At 71.1% G+C, this 19,882-nt stretch carries 18 protein-coding genes; all 18 read left to right on the top strand.

The features are described from left to right. Window positions 1-85 precede the first annotated feature (85 nt). The 18 genes from rpoZ (at window position 86) to MICNX66_RS08315 (ending at window position 19,827) form a co-directional block, all read left to right on the top strand. The gene (gene rpoZ / locus MICNX66_RS08400; RefSeq protein WP_025103490.1) at window positions 86-340 is read left to right on the top strand and encodes a DNA-directed RNA polymerase subunit omega; all 255 of its coding nucleotides are present in this window, start codon (window positions 86-88) and stop codon (window positions 338-340) included. A gap of 88 nt (window positions 341-428) precedes the next feature. Beyond that, a complete protein-coding gene (gene metK, locus MICNX66_RS08395; RefSeq protein ID WP_187661497.1) occupies window positions 429-1,622 on the top strand; it encodes a methionine adenosyltransferase in 1,194 nt (397 codons plus the stop codon). A 16-nt stretch (window positions 1,623-1,638) separates the two neighbouring features. Further along, a complete protein-coding gene (locus MICNX66_RS08390) occupies window positions 1,639-3,597 on the top strand; it encodes a primosomal protein N' (RefSeq protein ID WP_187664157.1) in 1,959 nt (652 codons plus the stop codon). Between the two features lie 18 nt (window positions 3,598-3,615). Beyond that, window positions 3,616-4,536 carry a methionyl-tRNA formyltransferase gene (locus MICNX66_RS08385; protein WP_187661496.1) on the top strand — a complete coding sequence of 307 codons (921 nt, stop codon included), beginning with the start codon at window positions 3,616-3,618 and terminating at the stop codon, window positions 4,534-4,536. A 92-nt stretch (window positions 4,537-4,628) separates the two neighbouring features. Then, entirely contained in the window at window positions 4,629-5,996 is a 1,368-nt protein-coding gene (locus MICNX66_RS08380; RefSeq protein ID WP_232089238.1) for an RsmB/NOP family class I SAM-dependent RNA methyltransferase, read from the top strand. 4 nt (window positions 5,997-6,000) lie between these two features. Then, entirely contained in the window at window positions 6,001-6,681 is a 681-nt protein-coding gene (gene rpe, locus MICNX66_RS08375) for a ribulose-phosphate 3-epimerase (protein WP_187661495.1), read from the top strand. Then, on the top strand, window positions 6,678-6,941 hold the full coding sequence (locus tag MICNX66_RS08370; protein ID WP_025103484.1) for a phosphoribosyl-ATP diphosphatase: 264 nt from the start codon (window positions 6,678-6,680) through the stop codon (window positions 6,939-6,941). The genes rpe and MICNX66_RS08370 overlap by 4 nt, the downstream gene beginning before the upstream one ends. A 38-nt stretch (window positions 6,942-6,979) precedes the next feature. Continuing rightward, window positions 6,980-7,819, top strand: coding sequence for an ATP phosphoribosyltransferase (gene hisG / locus MICNX66_RS08365; RefSeq protein ID WP_187661494.1), 840 nt, complete (start codon window positions 6,980-6,982; stop codon window positions 7,817-7,819). Next, window positions 7,819-8,580 carry an imidazole glycerol phosphate synthase subunit HisF gene (gene hisF, locus MICNX66_RS08360; protein WP_187661493.1) on the top strand — a complete coding sequence of 254 codons (762 nt, stop codon included), beginning with the start codon at window positions 7,819-7,821 and terminating at the stop codon, window positions 8,578-8,580. The genes hisG and hisF overlap by 1 nt, the downstream gene beginning before the upstream one ends. Then, window positions 8,577-8,960 carry a phosphoribosyl-AMP cyclohydrolase gene (hisI, locus tag MICNX66_RS08355; RefSeq protein ID WP_187661492.1) on the top strand — a complete coding sequence of 128 codons (384 nt, stop codon included), beginning with the start codon at window positions 8,577-8,579 and terminating at the stop codon, window positions 8,958-8,960. The genes hisF and hisI overlap by 4 nt, the downstream gene beginning before the upstream one ends. Next, window positions 8,957-9,547 carry a Trp biosynthesis-associated membrane protein gene (locus tag MICNX66_RS08350; RefSeq protein WP_187661491.1) on the top strand — a complete coding sequence of 197 codons (591 nt, stop codon included), beginning with the start codon at window positions 8,957-8,959 and terminating at the stop codon, window positions 9,545-9,547. Before hisI ends, MICNX66_RS08350 begins: the two co-directional genes overlap by 4 nt. A gap of 47 nt (window positions 9,548-9,594) precedes the next feature. After that, window positions 9,595-9,825, top strand: a complete 231-nt coding sequence (locus tag MICNX66_RS08345; protein ID WP_071328620.1) for an HGxxPAAW family protein — start codon at window positions 9,595-9,597, stop codon at window positions 9,823-9,825. Further along, window positions 9,825-10,601, top strand: a complete 777-nt coding sequence (gene trpC / locus MICNX66_RS08340) for an indole-3-glycerol phosphate synthase TrpC (protein WP_187661490.1) — start codon at window positions 9,825-9,827, stop codon at window positions 10,599-10,601. The genes MICNX66_RS08345 and trpC overlap by 1 nt, the downstream gene beginning before the upstream one ends. Continuing rightward, entirely contained in the window at window positions 10,598-11,866 is a 1,269-nt protein-coding gene (trpB, locus tag MICNX66_RS08335) for a tryptophan synthase subunit beta (RefSeq protein WP_062634529.1), read from the top strand. Before trpC ends, trpB begins: the two co-directional genes overlap by 4 nt. Beyond that, window positions 11,863-12,666, top strand: a complete 804-nt coding sequence (gene trpA, locus MICNX66_RS08330) for a tryptophan synthase subunit alpha (RefSeq protein ID WP_083370860.1) — start codon at window positions 11,863-11,865, stop codon at window positions 12,664-12,666. Before trpB ends, trpA begins: the two co-directional genes overlap by 4 nt. 10 nt (window positions 12,667-12,676) lie before the next feature. Next, entirely contained in the window at window positions 12,677-13,702 is a 1,026-nt protein-coding gene (lgt, locus tag MICNX66_RS08325) for a prolipoprotein diacylglyceryl transferase (protein ID WP_187661489.1), read from the top strand. A 142-nt stretch (window positions 13,703-13,844) separates the two neighbouring features. Then, the gene (gene gltB / locus MICNX66_RS08320; RefSeq protein WP_187664155.1) at window positions 13,845-18,368 is read left to right on the top strand and encodes a glutamate synthase large subunit; all 4,524 of its coding nucleotides are present in this window, start codon (window positions 13,845-13,847) and stop codon (window positions 18,366-18,368) included. After that, the gene (locus tag MICNX66_RS08315; protein WP_187661488.1) at window positions 18,361-19,827 is read left to right on the top strand and encodes a glutamate synthase subunit beta; all 1,467 of its coding nucleotides are present in this window, start codon (window positions 18,361-18,363) and stop codon (window positions 19,825-19,827) included. The genes gltB and MICNX66_RS08315 overlap by 8 nt, the downstream gene beginning before the upstream one ends. Window positions 19,828-19,882: the final 55 nt, after the last annotated feature.

The raw sequence follows: 19,882 nt of genomic DNA, 5'->3' as shown, positions 1-19,882 counted from the left end.
GCCGGTCCCTGAGCTCGTCGAAGGGTCGCGCGCCCGCAGCATCGTCTTCGCGGCGAATCCCGTCGCCTGATCAGGAGGTCCACCCATGGCCGGACGCAACAACGGCATCATCGATCCCCCCATCGACAACCTGCTGGAGCGCGTCGACTCCAAGTACGAGCTCGTCATCTACGCCGCCAAGCGCGCCCGTCAGATCAACGACTACTACTCCGACCTGCACGAGGGCAACCTCTTCGACAACGTGGGCCCGCTCGTCGACTCCTCGGTCGAGGACAAGCCGCTCACCATCGCCCTGCACGAGATCAACGAGGACAAGCTCCGCCTGCGTCACGCGGAGTGACTCGACGACCGCGCCGCCGCGACGTCGGTGGCGCGGTCCAGAATGGGTGCCACACCCTCCCACCGTCCGTCCCCGTTCTGGAGCATCGATGAGCGCGCTGCGTCTGTTCACGTCCGAGTCCGTCACCGAAGGGCATCCGGACAAGATCTGCGACCAGATCTCGGACAGCATCCTCGATGGACTGCTCGCGAAGGACCCGGGCTCCCGGGTCGCGGTCGAGACGCTCGTCACGACCGGGCTCGTGCACGTCGCCGGGGAGATCCGCACGGACGCCTACGTCGACATCCCGACGATCGTCCGGCAGGTCGTGAACGGCATCGGCTACACGTCCTCCGACACCGGCTTCGACGGCGACTCGTGCGGCGTCAGCGTCTCGGTGGGGGAGCAGTCCACCGACATCGCCCACGGTGTCGACAACGCGCAGGAGCACCGCGACGGCTCGTCCGTGGATCCGCTCGACGGTCTCGGCGCCGGAGACCAGGGCATCATGTTCGGGTTCGCCACCAACGAGACCCCGCAGCTCATGCCGATGGCCGCATGGACCGCGCACCGCATCGCCGAACGGCTGACGGAGGTGCGCCGCAGCGGGCTGCTGCCCTTCCTGCGCCCCGACGGCAAGACGCAGGTCACCCTCGGCTATGACGGCTTCACCCCGAAGACCGTCGACGCCGTCGTGCTGTCCACGCAGCACAACCCGGACATCGCCCAGGACGACCTGAAGGCGCAGATCCGCGAGCACGTCATCGATCCGGTCCTCGCCACGACCGGCCTCGACCTCCACGACGTCACCTACTACATCAACCCCGCGGGGCCCTTCGTCACGGGCGGCCCGAAGGGGGATGCCGGGCTCACCGGACGCAAGATCATCATCGACACCTACGGGGGAGCCGCACGGCACGGGGGCGGTGCCTTCAGCGGCAAGGACCCGTCGAAGGTCGACCGCTCGGGTGCGTACGCGACCCGCTGGGTCGCCAAGAACGCGGTCGCCGCGGGCCTCGCCGACCGCCTCGAGGTGCAGGTCGCCTACGCGATCGGTGTCGCGCGCCCCGTCGGCCTGTATGTGGAGACCTTCGGCACGGGGCGCGTGTCCGACGAGGTCATCACGCGGGCCATCGACGAGGTGTTCGATCTGCGGCCGCAGGCCATCATCGAGCAGCTCGACCTGCTGCGGCCGATCTACGCCCAGACGGCGGCCTACGGGCACTTCGGTCGGGAGCTGCCGGACTTCACGTGGGAGCGGACGGACCGGGCCGAGGAGCTGCGGCGCGCTGCCGGGCTCTGACGAGGCCGCGGTGCTGATCTCTCCGGAGAGCCGGCGCATCGCCCGGGTGCTCCTGGAATCCCCGCTGCCGCAGCTCGACCGCCTGTTCGACTACGCCCTTCCTCCCGAGCTCGGTGACGTCGAGCCCGGGGTCCGGGTGCGTGTCCCCCTGCGGACCGCCGGCCGCGTGGTCGACGGGTTCGTGGTGGAACTGGACGTCGAGGACGACGCCGATCGGCCGCTCTCCGAGGTCGAGAGCATCGTGTCGAGCGTCCCCGTGCTGCCGGATCGTCTGTACCGACTGGCTCGGCGGGTCGCCGATCGCGCGGCGGGGTCGGCGTCCGACGTGCTGCGGCTGGTCATCCCGAAGCGGCAGGTGCGCGTCGAGAAGGCCTGGACCGCCGATTCTCCGATCCCGCAGCCGGAGCCCGACGCCCGAGACGCGGCTGCGTCCGTCGTCGGGCTGTACGACGGGCTGCAGGCGGTGCTCGACGAGAGCGGTCGTGCGGCGGTCGAGGCCATCCCGCAGCTGACCGACGACGCACCCGGTTGGGCGCGCATGCTGGCTGCAGCCGCCGCGACGACGCTCGCGGCGGGGAAGTCGAGCATCCTCGTCGTCCCGGACCACCGCGACCTCGATCGGCTTCTGGCGGCCCTCGACGGGTTCGTCCCCCCGGAGGCGATCGCGCGGCATGACTCCCGACAGACCAACCCGGACCGCTACCGCTCCTTCCTCCGCACGCTCGAGGACGCGCCCTGCATCGTCGTCGGGAACAGGTCCGCGGTGTACGCCCCCGTCGTCGCCGGTCTCGTGGTGGTGTGGGACGACGGCGACAGCCTGCTGGGCGAGCCGCTCGCTCCCTACGTCCACGCCCGGGATGCGGCGCTGCTGCGGCAGGAGGCGGAGGGATCGGCACTGCTCTTCGCCGGTCATACGCGGACGACCGAGGTGGAGCGGCTCGTGGCGCGCGGCTGGCTGCAGGACATCCGCGCGGCCCGGCGCGTGCTGCCGCGTGTGGTGCTCAGCACGCCCCAGGAGATGGAGCAGCCGACGCCGCAGCGCATGCCGTCGTCGGCCTTCCTCGCCGCCCGGAACGCGGCCGCGGAGGGGCCCGTGCTCATCCAGGTCTCGCGGCCCGGCTTCGCGCCGTCCCTCGTCTGCGCCGACTGCCGAGCCCCCGCCCGATGCCCGCACTGCGGCGGCCCCCTCGGCGCCCGCCATCGCGGCGCGGTCCCGGTATGCGGGTGGTGCGGGCGCGGTGCCAGGGCATGGACGTGCCCGGCGTGTTCCTCGACCCGTCTCCGGCTCGCCTCGTCGGGAAGCGAACGGACCGCCGATGAGCTGGGCCGCGCGTTCCCCGGCGTCCGCGTCATCGTCGCGGACGGCAGCCACCCCGTCGAGCGCGTCGACGCGCGTCCGGCGCTGGTGGTGGCCACCCGCGGCGCCGAGCCGCTCGCGGAGGGCGGCTACCGTGCCGTCGTCCTGCTCGACGGGCCGCGCATGCTGCAGGCGCCGGATCTGCGCATCGGCGAAGCCTGCCTGCGGTGGTGGTCGAACGCGGCCGCTCTGGCCGCTCCCGGCGCTCCCGTCCACCTCGTCGGTGTGGACGGCGCCGTCGCCAAGGCCCTGGCGACCTGGAACCACGTTGCCTACGCGCGCACCGAGCTGGAGCAGCGAGCGCCGCTGCACATGCCGCCGACCGCCCGCGTCGCGCTCGTGGAGGGATCCGCCGCCGCGGTCGCCCGTGCTCTGGAGGCGCTCTCCGAGCTCTCGCTGCCCGGGGACGCGGTCCTCGGTCCCGTCCCCGTCGAATCGGACGACGTCCCCCCGCGGGTCCGGGCTCTCGTACGCTTCGACTACGGCGCGGGAAGCCGCGTCGCGACCACCCTCCGTGCGGCCGTCGTGGCCGAGGCGGTGAGCGGTCGCCGCGGTCGGACCAAGGCCGCCCGCAGCACGCTCTCGGTCCGCCTCGATATCCTCGATCCAGAACTCTGACCCTTCCGGAGACCCTTCATGCGCCTCGTCTTCGCCGGCACTCCCGCCGCCGCGGTCCCCACTCTGCGTCGCCTCGCCGCCGAGCACGACATCGCCGCCGTCGTGACGCGCCCCGACGCTCCCCTCGGGCGCAAGCGTGTGCTCACTCCCTCGCCCGTCGCCCAGGCCGCGGCCGAACTCGGCCTGCCCGTCATCCACGCCGCGCGCCTCGACGAGGCGGTGACGGAGGAGATCGCTGCCCTGCGCCCCGAGCTCGGCGTGATCGTCGCGTACGGCGGGCTCGTCCGCGAGCCTCTGCTGTCCACGCCGGAGGCCGGGTGGATCAACCTGCACTTCTCGCTCCTGCCGGCCTGGCGCGGCGCCGCGCCGGTGCAGCGCGCCCTGATCGCCGGAGATCCGGTCCTCGGCGCGAGCGTCTTCCAGCTCGTCCCGGAGCTCGATGCCGGCGACGTGTTCGCGACGCGCGCCGTCGAACTGCCGGGCACATCGACGGCGGGGGAGGCACTGGAGGCCCTGGCCCTCGACGGCGCGGCTCTCACCGCGGACGTGGTCGCGGCGATCGCGGACGGGACTGCCCACGCGGTGCCGCAGGAGGGCGAGCCGACGTTCGCCGCCAAGCTGACGCTCGAGGACGGTCTCCTCGACTTCCGCGAGCCGTTCGACGTCGTGTACGCCCGGTTCCGCGGGGTCACTCCGGAGCCGGGGGCGCACACGACGATCGACGGCCAGCGGCTCAAGATCCTCGAGGCACGACCCGCCGATTCCGGGGCGGAGGACCTGCCTCCGGGTGCCATGGCGGGCACGCGAGCGGAGGTCCTGATCGGGACGGCCACGTCTCCGCTGGCCGTCACGCGTCTGCAGCCGGCGGGTAAGGGCCCCATGAACGCTGCCGACTGGTGGCGCGGCCTGCAGGGCACGACCCCGGTGGCCGGCTCGTGAACGACCGGCGACGCCCCGGCAACGGCCCGCAGCGCGAGGACCGGACGCGGAACGGCCGCGGCCCCGACCGGACGGTACAGCCGGCGCGCCGCGTGGCCTACGACGTGATCAGGGCGGTGTCGGACTCCGACGCCTACGCGAACCTGCTGCTGCCGACCGCGATCGCCGAGGCCAGGCTGGACCCGCAGGACGCGGCCTTGGCGACGGAACTGACCTACGGCACACTCCGTCGCCGCGGCACGTACGACGCGATCATCGCCGCGGCCGCGGATCGCCCGGCCGACGCGATCGACCCCGCGGTGCTCGACGCGCTCCGGCTCGCCGTGCACCAGCTCCTCGCGACGCGGGTGGCCCCGCACGCGGCCGTGAACGAGTCGGTGAACCTCGTCGCGCTCGACGCCGGTCGCGGGGCGTCCAGCTTCGCGAACGCGGTGCTCCGGCGGATCGCCCGGGAGTCGCCCCAGGAGTGGCTCGCGCGCATCGAGGCGGCGGCACGGTCGGACGACGAACGGCTGGCGCTCCGTGCTGCGCACCCGGTGTGGATCATCCGGGCGCTGCGTCGCGCCCTCGCCGCCGAGGGGCGTGTCGAGGAACTGGACGCCCTGCTGGAGGCCGACAACGTCTCGCCCGAGGTCACGCTCGTCGCCCTCCCCGGGCTCGCGGAGCCGCAGGAGCCTCGTCGGCCCTACGCCGCCACGGCATTCGCGTCTCCGGGGGGCGATCCGCGTCTCGCGCTGACCGCCTCCGAGGGCGCGGTCCGCGTGCAGGACGAAGGGTCGCAGCTCGTCGCGCTCGCGCTGACCGCGGCGACCCCGGTCCGTCAGGGGGAGCGGTGGCTCGACCTGTGCGCGGGCCCCGGCGGGAAGACCGCTCTGCTCGCCGCCGTCGCCCGGGAGAACGACGCCGTGCTGGAGGCCAACGAGGTCGTGCCCACCAGGGCCCGACTCGTGCGCAACGCCCTGCGAGCCGTCCCGGGCGACGTCACCGTCCACGAGCGCGACGGCCGGGAGCTGGCCGCCGAGCGACCCGGCGCGTTCGACCGGATCCTGGTCGACGCCCCCTGCACCGGCCTCGGCGCCCTCCGTCGGCGCCCGGAGGCCCGGTGGCGCAAGTCCCCGGCGGACGTCGCCGAGCTCGTGCCGCTGCAGGTCGGTCTGCTGACGGCGGCCGTGGAGGCTCTGGCTCCCGGAGGCATCGTCGCGTACGTCACCTGCTCGCCCCACCTCGCGGAGACGACGGCGGTGGTCGAGGAGGTGCGGCGCCTGCGTCCTGAGCTCGTCGAACTCGACGCCCGCGCCGTGCTGCGCGGCGTGGCCCGGTCGCCGATCGACCTCGCCGACGACGGCCGCTCGCAGACCGGCAGCGCACAGCTCTGGCCGCATCGCCACGGCACCGACGCGATGTTCCTCGCACTCCTGCAGCGCCCCGGCGATGCGACAGAAGCCCCGAAGGAAGGTTGAGACCATGGATCTGCCCCGCGCCCCGCGCATCAACCCCAGCATCCTCGCCGCGGACTTCGTCAACATGCAGGCGGAACTCGCGCGCATCGCGACGGCCGACTTCGCGCACGTCGATGTCATGGACAACCACTTCGTCCCGAACCTCACGTTCGGTCCGCAGATGGTCCAGCGCATCCAGGAGACCAGCCCGGTCCCGCTGGACGTGCATCTCATGATCACGGATCCGGATCGTTGGGCCCCCGGCTACGCCGAACTCGGTGCCGCGAGCGTGACCTTCCACCTGGAGGCGGCGGGGGAGCCGGTGGCGCTCGCGCGTCGACTGCGCGACATCGGCGCCCGTGCGGGGGTGGCGGTCAAGCCCGCGACGCCCGTCGAGGGACTCTTCGAGCTGCTGGACGAGTTCGACCAGATCCTCGTGATGACCGTGGAGCCCGGCTTCGGAGGCCAGGGATTCATGCCGGAGACCATGCCGAAGCTGCAGGCGCTGTCCGCGGAGGCCCGGCGGCGCGGTTCGTCCGTCTGGCTCCAGGTCGACGGCGGGATCTCCGACGCGACGATCGCCCAGGCTGCCGAAGCGGGGGCGGACACCTTCGTCGCCGGCTCCGCGGTCTACGGTGCGGACGACGTGGAGGCGGCCGTCACCCGGCTCAGGGACCTCGCGCGAGCCGGTAGCCTGGAGGGGTGAAGACTTTCGACGAGCTGTTCGCCGAGCTCAGCGTCAAGGCCGAGACCCGCCCCGAGGGATCGGGCACCGTCGCGGAGCTCGACGGCGGCGTGCATGCGATCGGCAAGAAGATCGTCGAAGAGGCCGCCGAGGTCTGGATGGCGGCGGAGTACGAGTCGGACGCCGCCGCAGCCGAGGAGATCTCGCAGCTCCTCTACCACCTGCAGGTGATGATGCTCGCGAAGGGCCTCACGCTGCAGGACGTCTATCGACATCTGTGATGCGCTCCGGTCCCACTCCTTCGAACTGAAAGCCGTTCATGCTGCGCATCGCCGTTCCCAACAAGGGCTCGCTCTCCGAGACCGCCGCCGAGATGCTCGCGGAGGCGGGCTACGCCGGCCGCCGCGACCCCAAGACCCTGCATGTCATCGACGCCGAGAACGACGTCGAGTTCTTCTTCCTCCGCCCCCGTGACATCGCCACGTACGTGGCCTCCGGTGCCCTCGACGTCGGCATCACCGGTCGCGACCTCCTCCTGGATGTGCAGCAGCCGGCGCGCGAGATCGAGCAGCTCGGATTCGGGGCGTCCACGTTCCGCTTCGCCGGTCCTCCCGGACGCTTCACCTCGGTCCAGGACCTCGACGGCGTCCGCGTCGCCTCCGCCTACCCGGGTCTGGTGGGCTCCTTCCTCCGCGACCAGGGTGTGAACGCCGAGCTCGTGCAGCTCGACGGCGCGGTCGAGTCCGCGGTGCGCCTCGGCGTCGCCGATGCGGTCGCCGACGTCGTGTCCACCGGCACCACCCTGCGGCAGGCGGGGCTGGAGATCTTCGGCCCCGTGATCCTGGAGTCCGAGGCCGTGCTCATCAGCCGTCCCGGCGAGGCCGACGGCGTGGACACGCTGCTGCGCCGGCTCCGCGGCGTGATGGTCGCGCGCCGTTACGTGCTCCTCGACTACGACCTCCCCACCGAACTCGTCGATCAGGCCGTGGCCATCGCCCCCGGTCGGGAGTCCGCGACCATCTCGCCGCTCCGCGACCCGTCCTGGGTGGCCGTCCGCGTGATGATCCCGCGGCGCCGCGTCAACCAGGTGATGGACGATCTCTACGCCCTCGGTGCCCGGGCCATCCTCGTCACGGCGATCCACGCGGCGAGGCTCTGATGACCCTCGCGAGTCGCGTCATCCCGTGCCTGGACGTCGCCGACGGCCGCGTCGTCAAGGGCGTCAACTTCGAGAACCTCCGCGACATGGGTGATCCGGTGGAGCTCGCCCGTCACTACGCGGCCCAGGGCGCCGACGAGATCACGTTCCTCGACGTCACCGCGACGGTGGATGCGCGGGCGACGACCTACGACGTCGTGCAGCGCACCGCAGAGCAGGTCTTCGTTCCGCTGACGGTGGGCGGCGGCGTGCGCAGCGTCGACGACGTCGCGCGGCTCCTCTCGGTCGGTGCGGACAAGGTCGGCGTGAACTCCGCGGCGATCGCCCGTCCCGAGCTCATCGGCGAGATCGCGGATCGCTTCGGCGCCCAGGTGCTCGTGCTCTCGCTCGACGTCAAGCGCACCGACACCACCCGTTCCGGCTTCGTTGTGACCACGCACGGCGGTCGTACGCAGACCACGCTGGACGCGCTCGACTGGGCGCGCGAGGCCGCGGAGCGCGGGGCGGGGGAGCTGCTCGTGAACTCGATCGACGCCGACGGCACGCGCGACGGCTTCGATCTCGAGCTCGTCCGCCTCATGCGCGAAGTGGCGCCGATCCCGGTGATCGCCTCCGGCGGTGCGGGGCGGGCGACCGACTTCGCGCCGGCCATCAAGGCGGGGGCGGACGCGGTGCTCGCGGCCAGCGTGTTCCACACCGGAGCCCTGACCGTCGGTGACGTGAAGGATGCGCTGCGCGCGGAAGGAGTGCTCGTCCGATGACCGACACGCCGAAGCAGGACGAGGTCTCCATCGACGACCGCATCGCCCAGGTCGCGTTCAACGCGGACGGGCTCGCCCCGATCATCGTGCAGCAGTGGGATTCGCTCGAGGTGCTCATGCTCGCCTGGGTCGACGCCGAGGCCCTGCGCCGCACGCTCACCTCGGGCCGCGCGACCTACTGGTCCCGCTCCCGCCAGGAGTACTGGCGCAAGGGTGACACCTCCGGGCATATCCAGGTCGTGCGGGAGGCCCGCCTCGACTGCGACGGTGACGCGCTCCTGCTCCTCGTCGACCAGACCGGCCCCGCGTGCCACACCGGGACGCGGACGTGCTTCGACACCACCGACCTGGACGCCGTCGACGGGGCGGCGGCCTCGTGAGCATCGCGCAGCGCGGCCGATCCCTCTCCGTGACGGGCTTCCTGCTGGCCGGCGCCATCGGGATCATCTCCTCCACGCAGACCTGGTTCACCGTGCAGCGGGCGGACGCGGGGGAGGACATCCTCGTCCCCGGCGCCTCCGCTCTCGTGCTGCTCGCGCCGCTGAGCCTCGCCGTGCTCGCGCTGGGTGCGGCTCTCGCGATCGCCGGCCGGGCCGTGCGTCTCGTCTTCGGGGTGCTGGCCGCCGCGGCCGCCGTGTTCCTGGGCTGGTCCACGCTGCAGGTCCTCCTCGGCGACGCGTACGGTGCGGTGGCCGCGACCGTCACCGAGACGACGGGACTCGCCGGAAGCGGAGCGGTCCACGAGGTCGCGGCGAGCATCATCCCGTCCGTCTGGCCGTACCTCGCCCTCGGCGGCTGGGTGATCCTGCTCGCCGCCGCCGTCCTCGTGCTGACCACCTGGCGGCGCTGGAAGGTCGGCGGCCGTCGCTACCGCACCGACGCGCCGACCGATGCGCCGCACGACGGCCCCGTCGACGCGGTCGATTCCTGGGACGAGCTGTCCCGGGGGTCCGACCCGACGCGCTGACCCCGATAGACTGAACCCAGATCCCCACGTCGTCCCCGGAGGAGAACATGACCAACCCGATCGCTGACCCCGGCCACGGACACTCGCCTGCGGCCTGGACCGCCGTCGTGATCATGCTCGTCGGCTTCGCCGCCGCGACCGTCGCGTTCTGCTTCGAGCAGCCGACCCTGGTGTGGATCTCCGCCGCGCTGATCCCGATCGGGGCGATCGTCGGCTGGGTGCTCGCGAAGGCGGGCTACGGCGTGAAGGGTCCCAAGTACGCTCCGAAGGCGCACTAGTGGTCCTCGCCGACCTGACGGCCGGCGCTGTCGCAGACGCCGAGCGTCGTTCTGAGTCCCGCCCGCTCGCGGTCGTCGAGCGTGACGCTCTTTCGCGCCCCGCGGCGAAGGACGCACTGTCGTTCCTCGCTCCCGCCGATCGGGTGAAGATCATCGCCGAGGTGAAGCGGGCGAGCCCGTCCCGCGGCCCCCTCGCCGAGATCCCGGATCCCGCGCACCAGGCCGCGCTCTACGAGACCGGCGGCGCCTCCGCGATCAGCGTCCTCACCGAGGAACGTCGTTTCGGAGGCAGCCTCGCCGATCTGGAGGCGGTCACCGCCCGGGTCTCGCTTCCCGTGCTGCGCAAGGACTTCATCGCCACGCGTTACCAGGTGCTGGAGGCCCGCGCCGCCGGTGCCGACCTCGTCCTGCTCATCGTCGCCGGCCTGGAGCCGGACATCCTGCGCGACCTGTACGGGTTCATCCTCGAGCTCGGAATGACTCCGCTCGTCGAGACCCACTCGGCGGAGGAGCTGGAGGCCGCGATCGACCTCGGCGCCGATCTGATCGGCGTGAACGCCCGCAACCTGAAGACCCTCGAACTCGATCGCGATCTGTTCGGTCGGCTCGTGGACCGCATCCCGGATTCGGCGATCAAGATCGCGGAGTCCGCGGTGCTCACGCCCGCCGACGTCGCGCACTACCGTTCGGCCGGCGCCGACGTCGTGCTGATCGGCGAGGCCCTGGTGACCGGAGACCCGGTGGCCACTCTCGAGAGCTTCCTGGAGGCGAAGTGAGTCTGCGCGACCAGCACGGTCCGTTCTTCGGCGATTTCGGCGGGCGGTACATGCCGGAATCCCTGGTCGCCGCGATCGACGAGCTGACGGTCGCCTACGAGGAGGCCATCGCCGACCCGGAGTTCCGAGCCGAGCTGGCCCATCTGCTGTCCTCCTACGCCGGGCGCCCCTCCGCGCTCACCGAGGTGCCGCGGTTCGCCGAGCACGCGGGCGGCGCGCGGGTCTTCCTCAAGCGCGAGGACCTCAACCACACGGGTTCGCACAAGATCAACAACGTGCTGGGCCAGGCCCTGCTCACCAAGCGCCTCGGCAAGACACGGGTCATCGCCGAGACCGGGGCCGGGCAGCACGGCGTCGCGACGGCGACGGCCGCCGCCCTGTTCGGGCTCGACTGCACCATCTACATGGGCGAGGTCGACACCGAGCGTCAGGCGCTCAACGTCGCCCGGATGCGCCTGCTGGGCGCCGAGGTCGTCGCGGTGACCTCGGGGTCGCGCACGTTGAAGGACGCGATCAACGACGCCTACCGCGACTGGGTCGCCTCGGTCGAGACGACCAACTACATCTTCGGCACGGCTGCGGGACCGCATCCGTTCCCGGCGATGGTGCGCGACTTCCAGAAGATCATCGGCGAAGAGGCCCGTGCCCAGATCCTCGACGAGGTCGGCCGGCTCCCTGATGCCGTGGTCGCCTGCGTCGGCGGCGGGTCCAACGCGATCGGCATGTTCGACGCGTTCCTGGACGACGAGGGCGTGCGGCTGTACGGCGTGGAGGCTGCCGGCGACGGTGTCGACACCGACAAGCACGCGGCGTCGATCGAGCGCGGCCGCCCCGGCGTGCTGCACGGCGCGAAGACGTACGTGCTGCAGGACGAGGACGGCCAGACCGTCGAATCGCACTCCATCTCCGCCGGTCTCGACTACCCCGGCGTGGGTCCAGAGCACTCCTGGCTGGCCGACATCGGTCGGGCCGAGTACATCCCGGCGACGGACGACGAGGCGATGCAGGCTCTGCGGCTGCTGAGCCGGACCGAGGGGATCATCCCCGCGATCGAGTCGGCGCATGCCCTCGCCGGTGCGCTGCGGATCGGCCGCGAGCTCGGCCCCGACGGCCTGATCGCGATCTGCCTCTCGGGCCGTGGCGACAAGGACATGGACACCGCCGCCCGGTACTTCGAGCTCTACGACGAGGACGCCCTCGCGCACGACGTGTCCGAGGAGAGCGCCGCCGAGGACGCGGCCTCGAAGGGAGAGCCGCAGCTGTGAGCCGCGTCGAACAGGCCATCCAGCGCGCGCACGACGCCGGCCGCAGCGCCTTCGTCGGCTACCTGCCCGTCGGTTTCCCCGACCTGGAGACGAGCATCCAGGCGGCGATCGCCCTCGCCGAGAACGGCGTGGACATCATCGAGCTCGGGCCTCCCTACAGCGATCCCGTCATGGACGGCGCGATCATCCAGGAGGCGACGACCAAGGCCCTCGCCGCGGGCTTCCGGATGAAGGACCTCTTCACCGCCATCCGCGCGATCACCGCCGCGACCGACGTCCCGGTCCTCGTGATGACCTACTGGAACCCGGTGCTGCAGTACGGGGTGGACCGCTATGCCGAGGACCTGCTCGCCGCGGGCGGCGCCGGCCTCATCACTCCGGACATCACCCCGGAAGCGGCCGGCGAGTGGATCGCAGCCAGCGAGCGCCTCGGTCTCGACCGGGTCTTCCTCGCGGCTCCGACCTCGTCGGACGAGCGTCTCGATCTCGTCGTGCGGTCCTCGACGGGCTTCGTCTACACCGTCTCCACCATGGGCATCACGGGGGAGCGGGCCGAGCTCGACCGCGCAGCCCGTACCCTCGTGTCGCGACTGCGCGACCACGGCGCCCGCCGCGCCTGCGTGGGCATCGGCATCTCGACCCCGGAGCAGATCGCCGGCGTCTCCGAGTACGCCGACGGCGCCATCGTCGGCACCGCCCTTGTCCGCGCCCTCCGCGACGGCGGTGTCCCCGCCCTCGCCGAAGTCACCCGAACCCTGGCCGCCGGCACCGCGTCGGCGCGCTTCGTCTCAGAGAAGTAGGATCGCACTCATGTCCTCCGCGCTCCACAGCACCGCCGCCGGCGTGCTCGCCAGCATCCCGAGCCCGCCCGTGTCGTACTTCGATCTCGGCCCGCTCCGGATCCACTTCTACGCGCTCTGCATCATCGCCGGCATCATCGTCGCCGTGCTGATGACGAACCACCGCCTCACCAAGCGCGGGGCGGAGCCGTGGGTGGTCATCGACATCGCGATCCTGGCGGTGCCGCTCGCGATCATCGGCGCGCGCATCTTCCACGTGCTCACCCACCCGAATTTCTACTTCGGCGAAGGCAAGAACACCTGGAACCCCTTCGAGCCCGGTTCCGTCTGGGCGATCTGGGAGGGTGGCATCGCCATCTTCGGTGCACTCATCGGCGGCGCCGTCGGGGCGTACCTCGGCTGCCGGTGGACCGGCATCCGCTTCTGGACGTTCGCGGACGCGCTGGCTCCCGGCCTGCTGCTCGCCCAGGCGATGGGCCGGTTCGGCAACTGGTTCAACCACGAGCTCTTCGGCCTGCCCACCTCGCTGCCGTGGGGCCTGGAGATCGAGTCGACGAACTCGGCCTTCCCTCCCGGGCTTCCCGAGGGCACCCTGTTCCACCCGACGTTCCTCTACGAGGTCATCTGGAACGGGCTCGGCGTCCTCGTGCTCCTGTGGCTCGGTCGCAAGCTGTTCTTCCAGTGGGGTCGCCTCTTCGCGATCTACCTGATCTGGTACAGCGCCGGACGCATCCTGTGGGAGTCGATCCGGATCGACCCGAGCGAGATCATCCTCGGCCTGCGCAGCAACGTCTGGGCCGCCATCATCGGCGTCGTCGTCGGACTCGTCATCCTGGTCGTGCAGACCCGCCGTCACCCCGGTCTCGAGCCCTCGCCGTACCAGCCGGGCCGCGGACGGAAGGACGAGGACGCTGATGTACAATCGCAGGACAATCCCTCTGATTTCGTGGACGTGAGCGAGCCTCCGGCCGAAGAAGTCGCCGCCGGAGCCACTGCCACAAGCGCTGCTCCCTCGAGCGGGGACGGCTCCCGATAACGCCGACTCGCGGCGGGAGAACCATTGCACTGAACGAGCGGGCCGACGACGTCCCCGGGTTTCACTGAAGATCTGAGGACGGTAACTGGTGTACTTCCAGCCCCCTTACGGCGCCTCCGGCGCATACCCCCCGAAGCAGGGCATGTACAACCCGGCGTTCGAGAAGGACGCCTGCGGCCTGGCCATGGTCGCAACGCTGCGCGGCGAAGCCGGGCACGACATCATCGCGCTGGCCCTCGAGGCCCTGCGCAACCTGGAGCACCGCGGGGCCATCGGGTCCGACGCGGGCACCGGGGACGGAGCCGGCATCCTCACCCAGATGCCGGACGACTTCCTCCGCGCGGTCACCGGCTTCGAACTGCCGCCCGTGGGGGAGTACGCGGCCGGGCTGGCCTTCCTGCCTCGCGATTCGAGCGAGCGCCGCCAGCAGAAGGCCGGGATCGAGAAGATCGCCCGCGCGGAGGGCCTCCGCGTCCTCGGCTGGCGCGAGGTCCCCACCGCCAACGAGAACCTCGGCAAGCTCGCCGACGAGGCCCGCCCCGCGTTCGAGCAGCTCTTCGTGAGCGCCGGCGGCGCCACCCTGGCCGATGCGCCGCTGACCGGCATCGCGCTCGACCGCGTCGCCTATCGCCTGCGCAAGCGCGCGGGCCACGAGCTCGGCGCCTACTTCGTCTCCCTGTCCAGCCGCACGCTCGGCTACAAGGGCATGGTCACCACGCTGCAGCTCGAGCCGTTCTACCCGGATCTGCAGGACGAGCGCTTCGCCTCCGAGCTCGCCGTCGTGCACTCACGGTATTCCACCAACACCTTCCCGTCCTGGCCGCTCGCGCAGCCGCTGCGGATGCTCGCCCACAACGGCGAGATCAACACGGTCGGCGGCAACCGCAACTGGATGCGCGCCCGCCAGTCGCAGCTCGAGTCCGAGCTCCTCGGCGACATCTCGCCCCTGCTGCCTATCTGCACCGACGGCGCCAGCGACTCGGCGTCGTTCGACGAGGTGCTGGAGCTGCTGACCCTCACGGGCCGCAGCCTTCCGCACGCGATCATGATGATGGTGCCGGAGGCCTACGAGAAGCAGGCCGACATCTCGCCGGAGCTGCGCGCGTTCTACGAGTACCACTCCAACCAGATGGAGCCGTGGGACGGCCCGGCCGCCCTCATCTTCACCGACGGCACCCTGGTCGGCGCGACGCTGGACCGCAACGGCCTGCGCCCCGGCCGCTGGACGGAGACCACCGACGGCCTCGTGGTCATCGGCTCCGAGACCGGCGTCCTGCACTTCGAGCCGGAGCGCATCAAGCGCCGCGGCCGGCTCCAGCCCGGCAAGATGTTCCTCGTCGACACCGCCCAGCGTCGGATCGTCGAAGACGAGGAGATCAAGCACGACCTCGCGACGATGCACCCCTGGCAGGAGTGGCTCGACGCGGGTTCCGTCCGTCTGGCCGACCTTCCGGAACGCGAGCACATCGTGCACCCGCCGGCCTCCATCACGCGCCGGCAGCGCACCTTCGGGTACACCGAGGAGGAGGTCCGCATCCTCCTCACCCCGATGGGCCAGACGGGAGTCGAGCCGCTGGGTGCCATGGGGTCGGACACGCCGATCGCCGTCCTCAGCAAGCGCCCGCGCCTGCTCTTCGACTACTTCACGCAGCAGTTCGCGCAGGTGACCAACCCGCCGCTGGACTCGATCCGCGAAGAGGTCGTCACGAGCCTCAAGCTCGGCCTCGGTCCCGAGGTCAACCTCCTGACCTGGGGGCCCGAGCACACCCGCACGGTGTCGCTCGACTTCCCGGTCATCGACAACGACGAGCTCGCGAAGATCCGTCACATCGACAAGGCCCTGCCCGGGCGCTCGAGTGCCACCATCCGCGGCCTCTACCACTTCGACGCCGGACCCCACACCCTCGCGGAGCGTCTCACCGAGATGTGCGCCGAGGTGGATCAGGCCATCGAGGACGGCGCGGAGTTCATCATCCTGTCCGACCGGGACTCGAACAAGGACCTCGTCCCGATCCCCTCGCTGCTCATGGTGTCGGCGATCCATCACCACCTCATCCGGCGCGAGAACCGGATGAAGGTCGGTCTGATCGTCGAGGCCGGCGATGTGCGCGAGGTGCACCACGTCGCGACCCTCATCGGCTACGGTGCCTCCGCGATCAACCCGTACCTCGCCATGGAGACGGTCGAGCACCTCGTGCGCACCGGCTACATCACGGGCATCTCCCCGGAGAAGGCGGTCAAGAACCTCATCTACGCGCTCGGCAAGGGCGTGCTGAAGATCATGTCGAAGATGGGCATCTCCACGGTGTCGTCCTACGCGGGCGCGCAGGTGTTCGAGGCCGTGGGCCTCAGCCCGGAGTTCATCGACGCCTACTTCACGCGCACCGAGTCGAAGCTGGGCGGTATCGGGATCGAGGAGATCTTCGCCGAGAACCAGGCCCGCCACGACTACGCCTACCCGGAGGACGCCGCGGCACGCGCCCACGAGCGACTGTGGACCGGAGGCGAGTACCAGTGGCGTCGCGACGGCTCTCCGCACCTCTTCAACCCGGAGACGGTGTTCAAGCTGCAGCACTCCACGCGGACCCGCCGCTACGACATCTTCCGCGAGTACACCAAGCTCGTCGACGACCAGGCGGCCGAGCTGAAGACCCTGCGCGGCCTCTTCTCGCTGCGGACCGGGACGCGCAAGCCCGTGCCGCTGGACGAGGTCGAGCCCGTCTCCGCCATCGTCAAGCGCTTCTCCACCGGCGCGATGAGCTACGGCTCCATCTCCAAGGAGGCGCACGAGACCCTCGCCGTCGCGATGAACCGCATCGGCGGCAAGTCGAACACGGGCGAGGGCGGGGAGGACCCTGACCGGCTCGTCGATCCCGAACGGCGCAGCGCCATCAAGCAGGTGGCGTCCGGCCGGTTCGGTGTCACGAGCCTCTACCTCACCGAGGCCGACGACATCCAGATCAAGCTCGCCCAGGGTGCCAAGCCCGGTGAGGGCGGTCAGCTCCCGCCGACCAAGGTGTACCCGTGGGTCGCGCGCACCCGACACGCCACGGCGGGCGTCGGGCTCATCTCGCCGCCTCCGCATCACGACATCTACTCGATCGAAGACCTCAAGCAGCTCATCTTCGACCTGAAGCGGGCGAACCCCGAGGCGCGCATCCACACGAAGCTCGTCAGCCAGTCCGGCATCGGCGCGGTCTCGGCCGGTGTCGCCAAGGCGCTCAGCGACGTCATCCTCGTGTCCGGTCACGACGGCGGCACGGGCGCGAGCCCGCTGAACTCGCTGAAGCACGCCGGAACACCGTGGGAGCTCGGCCTCGCCGAGACGCAGCAGACGCTCATGCTCAACGGCATGCGCGACCGCGTGGTCGTGCAGGTCGACGGTCAGCTCAAGACCGGTCGAGATGTCATCATCGGCGCCCTGCTCGGTGCCGAGGAGTTCGGCTTCGCCACCGCGCCCCTCGTCGTCAGCGGCTGCATCATGATGCGCGTCTGCCACCTCGACACCTGCCCGGTGGGCGTCGCGACGCAGAACCCCGTCCTGCGCGACCGCTTCACTGGCAAGCCCGAGTTCGTCGTCAACTTCATGGAGTTCATCGCGGAGGAGGTGCGCGAGCTGCTCGCGGAGCTCGGCTACCGCTCGATCGACGAGATCGTGGGCCGCACCGAGCTGCTGGAGACCAACGCGGCGATCGCGCACTGGAAGGCCGAAGGGCTCGACCTCAGCCCCGTGCTGGAGGGCCCGGCGTTCCCGGCCGGCGAACCGCGTCGCAGCGGGCGCGCCCAGGACCACGAGCTCGACAAGCACTTCGACGTGCAGCTCATCGACATCGCGAAGGCGGCGCTGCTGAACGGCGACCCCGTCGTGGTGGAGCTTCCGATCGCCAACACGGAGCGCGCGGTCGGCACGATGCTCGGGCATCAGGTGACCTCGCGTCACGGCGCCACCGGCCTGCCGAAGGAGACGATCGACGTCACCCTCACCGGCACCGCGGGGCAGTCGCTCGGCGCGTTCCTGCCGCCGGGGATCATCCTCCGGCTGGAGGGCGACGCCAACGATTACGTGGGCAAGGGCCTCTCTGGTGGGGACATCACGATCCGGCCGCCGCGCGGCTCCGCGATCGCCCCGCACGAGAACGTCATCGCGGGCAACGTGATCGGCTACGGCGCCACATCGGGGACCATGTTCATCTCGGGCGTGGTGGGCGAGCGCTTCCTCGTCCGCAACTCCGGCGCGACCGCTGTGGTCGAGGGCGTCGGCGACCACGCTCTCGAGTACATGACCGGTGGCCTCGCGGTCATCCTCGGGTCGACCGGCCGGAACTTCGGCGCCGGGATGTCCGGGGGAGTGGCCTACGTGCACGCCCTGGACACCGGCAAGGTCAACGCGCAGTCGCTCGGCAGCGGCGAGCTCCGGCTCGAGCCGCTGGACCGCGCCGACCTCGAAGTGCTCCGCGGCCTGCTCGTGGAACACGTGGAGCGCACGGCGTCTCCGCGTGCCGCCGCTCTGCTGGAGGACTTCGACGCGAGCGCGGCGGAGTTCGTGAAGGTGCTCCCGCGGGACTACGCTGCCGTGCGCAGCATGCGCGAGGAGGCACTGGCCGAGGGGATCGACCCCGACGGCGACATCGTCTGGAACCGCATCCTGGAGGTGACCGGTGGCTGACCCCAAAGGCTTTCTGAAGGTGACCGAGCGGGAACTTCCCGCTCGCCGCCCCGTCCCTGTCCGGATCATGGACTGGAAAGAGGTGTACGAGCCCGGTGACAAGGCCGTGCTGCGTCGTCAGGCCGGCCGCTGCATGGATTGCGGTGTGCCGTTCTGCCACTCCGGCTGCCCGCTGGGCAACCTCATCCCGGAATGGAACGACCTCACCTGGCGCGGGGAGGGTCGCGCGGCGATCGAGCGCCTGCACGCGACGAACAACTTCCCGGAGTTCACCGGGCGGCTCTGCCCTGCCCCGTGCGAGAGCTCTTGCGTGCTCGGCATCAACCAGCCCGCCGTCACGATCAAGCAGGTCGAGGTCTCCATCATCGACGAGGCGTTCGCCAAGGGCTGGGTCGAGCCGGAGCCGCCGGAGCGTCTGACGGGCAAGACCGTGGCCGTCGTGGGCTCGGGTCCCGCCGGTCTCGCGGCCGCCCAGCAGCTGACCCGGGCGGGGCACACCGTCGCCGTGTTCGAGCGCGACGACCGCATCGGCGGCCTGCTCCGCTACGGCATCCCGGACTTCAAGATGGAGAAGAGCCAGCTCGAGGCCCGCCTCCGCCAGATGCAGGAGGAGGGCACGCGCTTCCGCGCCGGCGTCGAGATCGGCAAGGACATCTCGTGGGCCGACCTGCGCGCCCGGTACGACGCGGTCGTGATCGCCACCGGCGCCACCGTCCCGCGCGACCTGCCGATCCCCGGTCGCGACCTCGACGGCGTGCACTTCGCGATGGAGTACCTCGTCGAGTCGAACCACGCGGTGGCCGGCGACTCCGTCCCCGGCCAGATCACCGCCGAGGGCAAGCACGTCATCGTCATCGGCGGCGGCGACACCGGGGCCGACTGCATCGGCACCGCGCACCGCCAGGGCGCCCTGAGCGTGACCAACCTCGCCATCGGCAAGCAGCCGAGCGAGACGCGGCCGGATCATCAGCCCTGGCCGATGATGCCGACGATCTTCGAGGTGGCCTCGGCTCACGAGGAGGGTGGGGAGCGGATGTTCCTCGCGTCGACCGTGGAGTTCCTGTCCAACGACGTCGGCGAGGTCCGCGCGCTGCGCGTGGCCGAGACCGAGTACATCGACGGCCGCCGCGTGCCCAAGAGCGGCACGGAGCGCGAGATCCCCGCGGACCTGGTGCTCATCGCGATGGGCTTCACCGGGCCGGAGCAGGACGGCTACACCGAGGACACCCGGCCGGAGGTCACCGAGCGCGGCGCCTTCCGTCGTGCCGCGAGCTACGAGTCGTCGATCCCCGGTGTGTTCGTGGCGGGTGACGCGGGTCGCGGTCAGTCGCTCATCGTCTGGGCGATCGCGGAGGGCCGGGCGGCGGCGGCGAACGTCGACCGCTTCCTCATGGGCACCACCGTGCTGCCGGAGCCGGTGCGCCCCAGCGATGTCGCGATCGGCCTCCAGCCCGCGTAGGCTGAGGCCGGCAGTGTCGCCTGTACGTAATCCCCCACTTCTACCCTGGAGACAT

Origin of the sequence: Microbacterium sp. Nx66, from assembly GCF_904066215.1 — a bacterium.
Lineage (GTDB): Bacteria > Actinomycetota > Actinomycetes > Actinomycetales > Microbacteriaceae > Microbacterium > Microbacterium meiriae.
Note: the sequence above shows the minus strand (reverse complement) of the source record. Positions and strands in the feature narration are given on the sequence as shown.